Annotated in this window: 7 protein-coding genes; 3 read left to right on the forward strand and 4 right to left on the reverse strand. The window is 45.0% G+C overall.

Annotated features, from left to right (window positions below; translation table 11 throughout):
• Window positions 1-492: 492 nt before the first annotated feature.
• On the forward strand, window positions 493-1,068 hold the full coding sequence (locus J2X75_RS17900; protein WP_105597693.1) for a GbsR/MarR family transcriptional regulator: 576 nt from the start codon (window positions 493-495) through the stop codon (window positions 1,066-1,068).
• 127 nt (window positions 1,069-1,195) lie between these two features.
• Here the strand turns inward: J2X75_RS17900 and J2X75_RS17905 are convergent, their stop codons facing one another.
• Window positions 1,196-2,827 carry a helix-turn-helix domain-containing protein gene (locus J2X75_RS17905; protein ID WP_310338460.1) on the reverse strand — a complete coding sequence of 544 codons (1,632 nt, stop codon included), beginning with the start codon at window positions 2,825-2,827 and terminating at the stop codon, window positions 1,196-1,198.
• A gap of 187 nt (window positions 2,828-3,014) precedes the next feature.
• A complete protein-coding gene (locus J2X75_RS17910; protein WP_307538978.1) occupies window positions 3,015-4,301 on the reverse strand; it encodes a DUF5050 domain-containing protein in 1,287 nt (428 codons plus the stop codon).
• Between the two features lie 242 nt (window positions 4,302-4,543).
• Between J2X75_RS17910 and J2X75_RS17915 the strand changes: the two genes are divergently transcribed.
• Together J2X75_RS17915 and J2X75_RS17920 are read left to right on the forward strand one after the other, a co-directional pair.
• On the forward strand, window positions 4,544-5,557 hold the full coding sequence (locus tag J2X75_RS17915) for a Gfo/Idh/MocA family oxidoreductase (protein ID WP_310338465.1): 1,014 nt from the start codon (window positions 4,544-4,546) through the stop codon (window positions 5,555-5,557).
• 32 nt (window positions 5,558-5,589) lie between these two features.
• Window positions 5,590-6,576: a Gfo/Idh/MocA family protein gene (locus J2X75_RS17920; RefSeq protein WP_310338559.1), complete on the forward strand. Its 987-nt coding sequence runs from the start codon at window positions 5,590-5,592 to the stop codon at window positions 6,574-6,576.
• A gap of 3 nt (window positions 6,577-6,579) precedes the next feature.
• Here the strand turns inward: J2X75_RS17920 and J2X75_RS17925 are convergent, their stop codons facing one another.
• Window positions 6,580-7,374: a MurR/RpiR family transcriptional regulator gene (locus J2X75_RS17925; protein ID WP_310338468.1), complete on the reverse strand. Its 795-nt coding sequence runs from the start codon at window positions 7,372-7,374 to the stop codon at window positions 6,580-6,582.
• A gap of 136 nt (window positions 7,375-7,510) precedes the next feature.
• Complete coding sequence (locus tag J2X75_RS17930; protein WP_124116987.1) at window positions 7,511-8,344, reverse strand: ABC transporter permease subunit; 834 nt, start codon at window positions 8,342-8,344, stop codon at window positions 7,511-7,513.
• Between the last annotated feature and the right edge of the window lie 53 nt (window positions 8,345-8,397).

Here is an 8,397-nt window from a genome sequence, read left to right on the forward strand (position 1 = left end):
CCTTCTGATGTGTTGTGCACTTCGAACGGCTTTCAGCATCCATAAGCCCATACACTTATGCGCCCAGCCACGAAATCCGGTAGTTGTTGCTTCGCTTCCCGTCTTTCTGGGTAACGAGTTTAATACTAACAATACTTAACCAGTATATCAACCGAATAAACAGTACATAATGTTTGTACAGTAAAAACTGTACAAAGTTTTTCGTCCAAATACTCCGTCATTCTCCTTATTCTGGCTAATAAGGCAGCTTTACATTTGACATTGCTTTTCCTACAATAGAAAATGAGCTGAATTGAAGCTGAATTTTTTGGTTAAAAGATAGTCATAGGCAATTGTAGCCTGGTAAAGTTCCCATTTTCATACATTGGGTGAATGAAAGCCCTCTGGCATATATGATGTCCGGCCGAGTGCTTTCCCATGTAAGCAGGACTTTTAAAGTGTTGCAATTATTTCGCCAAAGACTGTGGAATGTTCAGAATGGAGGTTGCAAGCATGGGCTTGGACCATTTACAAGAGGAACAGCAGGCAACCGTGCTGAAGATTCGTAAGCGTGTCATTGAAGCCATTGGACGTAATATGGATCTTTACGGCGTTACGCTGTCGACGGGACACTTATATGGATTGCTATTTTTTGCAGACAAACCAATGACCCTTGACGATATGGGACGGGAAATGGAAATGAGCAAAACGAGTATGAGTACAGGTGTACGAACACTGCTGGATTTGAAAATGGTAAATAAAGTATGGAGCAAAGGCTCCAGGAAAGATCTATATGAAGTGGAATATGACTGGCATCAGACATTTACGGATTATTTTGCAATTAAGTGGAGAAAAGCCGTGGAGAGTAACCTTCAGATTCTGCGCAAATCGATTGAAGAACTGAATCGACTAGTCGATGATTTGGATGAAGAGGCGGATGCTGAACTTATCCACATCCTGATGGAAGACAAACACAAAGTTTTGCAAGCGGAAGCATATTACAAATGGTTGGATCGGTTGATTGATACCATGGAAAATGAAGAGATATACAAGCTGGTTCCGAAGGAAGAGATTAAGGAACATTCATAATGACATGCAAAGGGCCCTTTCCGTTAGAGGAGAGGGCCCTTTGGCCTGTGCAATATCTTACTGAATTATAATGAAGGAACACGTTGTAAAAGATAATCTTGTCCATCGTATCAACCTATGTTCACATCTAATGTCCGATCAGACCTGCCTGAGGAAAGACTACAGACTGCTGAGCAATCTGTTCCAGTTCGTTCAGAATCTGCAACCGGCCAGCCGGGGTCCAGCATAACCGTTGCCAGTTCGAAATATCGTGAACGTTACCATACAATACAGCAGGGGATCGATTCCACGATGCCGTTTGTTTCATGCGTCGGAACACCTTTTCACTGGCAGGCTGAAGCGAAGCACGATGGATCAACAGGTAATCCGTGTCCAGCACGGGGATACTATCCGCTGCATACTCATTTCTGGAACTTTCGGGAGATACAAGCTGAGCAGGCTGGAGTCCCAATTCAGCATACAATAAGTGATTTAATGGATGCTCGCCAGTTCCTTGTAAGCGAATAAACTGATTCGTAACCTCCATCAGAGCCAACCGTTTTTGTCCGAAATAGGGTTGTAGGTTCAGGCTTGCTTCAAGCTTGCGAAACGCAAGTTCTTTGAAATTTAGCAACGCTTGCTTCTCACGTCCGACCAGTTCGGCTATGCGAATATGGTTCTCTTTCCAGTCATCAGTGGACTCCAAGATGATGGTGGGTGCAATACTTTTCAGGTGATCGTAATAGGGCTTGTGGTAAAAGTCACCGATGATCAAGTCTGGCTTCGCCTGCCGAAGTTGATCTAATTGTCTGGTTAATCGGCGTTCTTGTTCATATTCATCCGATTCTCGATCAAACACACCTTCACCTTCCAGCACAGCTACCGGGCGCAGTCCAAGCGAGGCCAAGTTCTCATGGAATCCCATAATGGATGCCGTAGCTACGCGAAGTTGATCTCTTTTCATATATACGCTGGGAGCAATCCTCAAGGTTTGTTTGAATTTGCGACTAAAATAATATTCATTGCCATACCCGACAGATACCGCGACGTCTTTGAGGACACAGGATTCCTCTGTCAGCTGTTTCTTGGCTTCGTTTATACGTAAACGATTGAGGTAATCGGTCGGTGACATGCCTTTGGCCTTCTTGAAACTGCGTGAATAAGAGCTTGGTGTGAGTCCAGCAATCTTGGCAAGCTGATCCATGCTGATTCCTTCACTCATATAACGTCGCATATACATAATACTGCGTTCCAAGGCAGGGTCTACTTTCTCATGATTGGCTTCCAGTCGGTTCTCTGAGATAAAATGCAACAGTTCATGAAGCTGGCTATGTATACTGATAAAGTGATCCGGTTGAAGACCGCGATAGGTTTCATACAGTTGTTCCAAACGTAATACAGCCTGCTGCTCATGACGAACCAGCAACCTGCCTGTCTGCCAATCCAGCGGGAAGGCGGGTGATGAGGTCATATTCCATTCACCGCGCACTTGCTGCAAACAAACCGTATCCATGCTTAGCAATATACATTCGGTCACATTCGAGCGTGCAGCGGCCTCAATGGTTGTTCCTGGCTTCAGTACAAACAAGTTGCCCGCTTGCGCCGTATAGACTGTATCATTTAGGACCAGAACACCGTCTCCTTGCAAAATAAGACAGAGCATGGGCCGTGACACCGTCTTGCCTTGCACACGGAAATTCTCCCCACGACGCACACGGCACATGGAGGAGAGGAGTGGTAGAGATGAGGTTTCAGCAATGAAGGGAAACTGTTCAGTCATACGGACCATCCTTTTGTCTTATTTTCTTAATGATAACAATTATCATTCTCATATGGAAGATGTTTTTGAAAAATAGTTTTCGACAACCAAAAAAGGACTACCAAGAGCCGTTATGGCTGCATGGTAATCCTTTTTGTTATGGACAAGTCCGTTGAATGGGGCTATATGCCTGAATCAACATTATATGTTAGTACGGTGTCACCAATAGAATATTGTCGAGGAAAACGTCACTCATTACTTTTTTCCCTGTTCCACCCGTTTGCACGTGATACAAGCGATATTGATCTTTGGCATTGATATAGAAGAGGCCCGCAACATCATCTCTGATATGGAATGCATCCCATTCGTCCCCGGTAAGTTTCGTTACCTTGAGAGCTGTATTAACCGAATAGAGTCCGTTGTTGCCCGAGATGTATGCAGCCGTAGATGTACCATTGGTCAATTGATTCGCAACATACGTTACATTTGTCAGGTTCAGGTTGGCGGATTTGGTCACTTTGTTGCCCGAGACCGTTTTGGCATAAGCCTTTTTGTCTGCATCAATAAGGACAACCTTGTCTGTACCTAAGGCACTTACTTCCCGAACGCTTTTGTTATGAAGCTGAAGTGTTTTGGCTGAAGTCGTTAACGCAAACGCTTTGCCTTTGGCATAATTGTAATCCTTATTGTTGTCGAGAACGATTCCTTTGTTGTACACGTAAAGATTGTTTCCCCAACCACCGGAATATACAGCATTCACATCCAGTTTGGCTTTGGGATTAACCGGAGTTGCTTTGCCAGTGTTGTAATTCACCTTATACATGACAACAGCATTGGTAGAATAGAAATCCTCGTACGGGTCTGTATTTACCATCAGTTGCAGTTCGTTTTTGGCTTGATTTGTAAAATAACGTCCTTCCACCGCGCCTGCGGCAATCCGCTGCACAGCTCCAGAACCGTTGGACGTTTTGGACACGATCCACGTGTTTCCATTAACCAACGCATTATAGTAGGCACGCCCTTTGGTTACCAGGAGGAATGGGAAGTCGGTATCAGCCTTGTCAGCAATCTTGGTGACAGCTGAAGCGGCACTATTGCCATTCGCGCGATAAATGGTACCTGTAGCATCCAGATAATAGATGAATCCGTTATCCGTATAATAGCTGAGTACATCTGTAGCAAATGTCTCTGCCGCATCGGTGGACCCGTCATTTGGAACCCGAAGCAAAGTTGTGGAAGAAGCAGTCTGCGTGTAGTAGAGATAAGAGCCTGCCGCGTGCAAGTCCACACCTTGGAAATCAATTAATACTTCTGTTGTATTGCTGCCATCCGCGGAAACTTTGTACAAAACTCCGTCGGACTCATAATACACTGTGGATTGGCTAAGTGAAGCTGCCTGGGCTGCGGTTCCACCTCCCAATGTCATTGCTGCAATGAGTGTAAATAACAGCAATGTACAGATGGTGCGTTGCAAGTATGTATACCCTGTTTTCATTCGTTCATCGTCCCCTTCGTTCTTCTATATGTATGTCGTTAATTCCTTATGTTATATCGGTAAACTATGGAAGATATGTTAGATCTCCAACATGAAAAAAGAAGAGGATGAAATTGAATTTCATAGTCATTCAAACCGGAAATCGAATTGCGCATGATGCTGCCAATCCAGTGCCAAAGCATTCTCCGCCTGACTTGATCGTGATAACATTACACTCAACCAGAGCAGAGGAGTGAACGATCATGTTAATGAATATGGCGATCATCGGATTTGGGAACGCAGTGGTGAATTATCATTTGCCTTATCTGGACAAAAAAGAAAACATCAAGGTGAAGACGATATACCGTCGCGAGGAAGATCGGGTTGGCGATACAGAGCGTGAATCACGCTATCCCGAGATTACTTTTACGACGAATATCGAAGACATATTGCAGGATGATGAGATTGAGTTGATTGTTGTTGCCTCCCATGTGGATAGCCATGTTGAGTACGCCAAGCTGGCCTTGGAACACGGAAAACATGTGCTGGTGGAGAAACCTTTTGCCTCCACTTCTGCGGAAGCCAAAGATATCTTTGAACTAGCTACTCGTAAAAATCTCATCGCCATGCCAAATCAAAATCGCAGATTTGATGGTGACTTCCTGACATTGAAAAAAGTGATTGAGGGCGGCAAACTGGGGAATATTGTTGAAATCCAGTCCCACTATGATTATTTTCAGCCACAGTACACGAGAAGTGGATTTGGATTGCTGCATGGTTTGGCCGTACATACGATCGATCAGTTAATCTCCATCTATGGCGTAGCTGACCGAATTGATTATGATGTTCGGAGTTTGATCGCGCCGGGTGAATCCGATGATTATATCGATATTGATTTTCGTTATGGACGAATGAAGGCCACGATTAAGTGCAGTCTGCTTGTGAAGATCGAGCATCCAAAATTCATTGTCCACGGTGATCGAGGGAGCTTTGTTAAATACAGCAGTGGGCATCAAACGAAAAATGGAGATGGACGAACCAGGGTATCCATTCAAGCTGAACCGGAGGATAACTGGGGGACGATTAGTTATGTGGACGATGAGGGAACATCACATACGGAGAAAGTTCCTTCGGAAGCGACAGACTATGGCATTTTATATGATCAACTGCTTCAAGCCATTCGACATAACGGTGATAAACCGGTCAAGGATGAAGAGGTTTTATATGTATTGGATATTTTACATGACGGAATCGAAGCGGCGAAGAAAGCCACCTGACAAACAACCAACGACAGGAGCGAAACGATATGATGAATGTAGCAACGATTGGTACAGGGTCCATTGTGGATGCCATTTTAGCTGCGATAAATGAACTGTATGATGTTACGTGTACAGCGATGTACTCCCGAAAGAGAGAGACAGCACAGGAGCTTGCATGGAAGTATGAGGTCGATACCATCTATACGGACCTGGAATCCCTATTTTCAGATACAAATGTAGATCTCGTATATATTGCTTCACCAAACAGCATGCACTACAAACAGGCCTATCAGGCACTTCAGCATGGCAAACATGTCGTCTGCGAAAAACCGTTCACGTCCACGCTTCAGGAAGCAGAAACGCTGATTGCACTTGCAAAAGAAAAGAATCTGTTGCTGTTTGAAGCCATCTCCAACATTCATCTGCCCAATATTAAAGTCATACAGGAGCAGCTACCAAAGCTCGGTCCGATCAAACTCATCCAGTGTAACTACAGTCAATACTCGCGCAAATACAATGATCTGCTTGCAGGGGAAACACCGAACGTATTCAATCCACAATTCTCTGGTGGAGCGCTGATGGATATCAATATTTATAATCTGCATCTGGTCATGAATCTGTTTGGCAGTCCGAATACCGTATCGTATACCGCGAACCAGCATGCAAACGGCATTGATACGTCAGGTGTTGTGGTTCTCAAGTATCCGGAGTTTATTGCGGAATGTGTAGGTGCCAAAGACACAAACAGCATGAACTTTGTACTCATTCAGGGAGAGAAAGGTTATCTTCAGGTTGTGGGAGGAGCAAACGGTTGCCGGGAGATCAAGCTTCAAATCGGGAATGAGCCTGCTGAGGCGTATAATGCCCAGACTAAATCCAATTGGCTGTACTATGAGTGGGAAGCGTTCAGGGACATTCATGCAAGTGGTGATTACAAACGGTGTTACGAACTACTCGAACACAGCCAGTCTGTGATGAGTGTACTTATGAGTGCACGTCAGGATGCCGGAATTGTATTTGCAGCAGATCCACGGTAATCGTTAATACTTATCGCTAATGCTCCCCATGTATAACATGTCGAAAATGTAGAGTACCGAGACCATCGAAGACATTTTGGATAGCCTTAATTGTTCATTGTATCCATAAGCCAGCAGCGTTTCATCACAATGCTTGGATAGGGTTGAATGGTTGTTGCCCGTGACCGCGATGACTTTCATGTGTTTGCTATTGAGCACTTTGGCGGCTTCAATCATGGATTGGTTCTCACCTGTGTGTGAGATAACAAAAGACAGCGTCAGGCTATTGGGATTCATCGTGTTCAAGTAATGCATGTTGGGACTATTGTGAGCAATCGCAGATATGCCGAGTTCATTCCACTTGGCACAGGCCTGTTGAGCCAGATAATAATTCATATCACTGCCATAGATATCGATACGTCCGGATTCTTTGACCCAGCTCGCGATTCGTAGCAAAACAGGAGCATTTAACATCCGGCGGGTATCATCCAGCGCTTGCTGGTACAGGTAAGGAACCGAGTCGATGGCAGCCAGCACGTTGCCTTGTTCTGCAATTGCATGCTCCTGAGTCTGCAACGAGGAAGGCATCTGTTGATATTCAAGGGCAAGCTTTAACTGAAAGTCTGGGTACCCCTTGGTACCCAGCTTTTTGCATAGGCGAACAATGGTGGAAGAGCTTGTATAAGTCTGCTGAGCCAGTTCATGGGCTGTAGAATCAAATACAACTTCGGGGTTGCTCAGGATATAGTCCACAATATGTTTCTCCTGTGCCGTTAATTGTGAAGCATATTTTAATTTTTGAAGTAGTTTGGATTCCATACAGTTGTTCCATTCCTCTCTAAAATCATCCCATAGCATATATCTCCACATCATAACCTGCACTTATTTATTTCTCAATCTGTATAGCGGAGCGACAGTGTAGTTTGTTGAATTTCGTCGCTACACTCCACATCATTCAGATCTGACTTTCCGCCAGTTGCTGACGACTATTCCACGCCGTGACCAGACGAAGAAGAACCAAACTTATGAGCAGGAGCACTGCTCCAATCATGAGTAACATCCAAGGACCAATCAGCAGCATGCCACTGGCTTGACCAGCGACCAAGGCGATGAGGGGAAGGACAATTAATCCGCCAAGCTGATAGGCTTCCTGGAACCCACGGACCTTGGCCGAGATCAGCACGTTCAATAAAATGACCATAAGACTGCAAGCGGGAACAACCCAGACGACAAGTATGATCCAGTTCAGATTGGGAAACATCAACGTTCCAAACATGGGGTACATCAGAATATTGGCAATGATTCCATAGATCAGGAAAGTAACCCAGGATAATAGAATGGAAGGGATCAGGGCAGCTAGCACTTTGCCTTTAAAAAGAGTGTTCATACTTATCGGTGTGAATAACAACCCTTCCAGCGTCTTACGTTCCTTCTCACCAGCGAAACTATTGGCCGTCAGAATACTGGAGGCCATCACCGGAATGATGAGAAACAAGGGAGCGAACATATACATGGCCAAGTAATAGACAATACGATGATTATCTGTAGGCATGGAAGCAAGCTGGGGAATCTGTCCACCATGGGTTAACGCATCCAATGATTCGAGTAGAAAGCTGATGTTGCCCAGAGAACGAAGTTCCATTCTGGAGGCCGCCCACAGGAGGGCGGAGGGCATGATGATTCCAATAATCAGTGGGACGATTAACATGGGCAACCAGAGCTGAACGCTGGCTGTGACGGACCGGATATCTTTACGTACCAGTGCACGTATGGCTTGGCGGTTATTCATGGTGGTGTGCCTCCCTTATGGCAAAATAGATACTTTCCAGATCACTGCCCGTG

Origin of the sequence: Paenibacillus sp. 2003, assembly GCF_031455635.1 — a bacterium.
Taxonomy (GTDB): domain Bacteria; phylum Bacillota; class Bacilli; order Paenibacillales; family Paenibacillaceae; genus Paenibacillus; species Paenibacillus amylolyticus_B.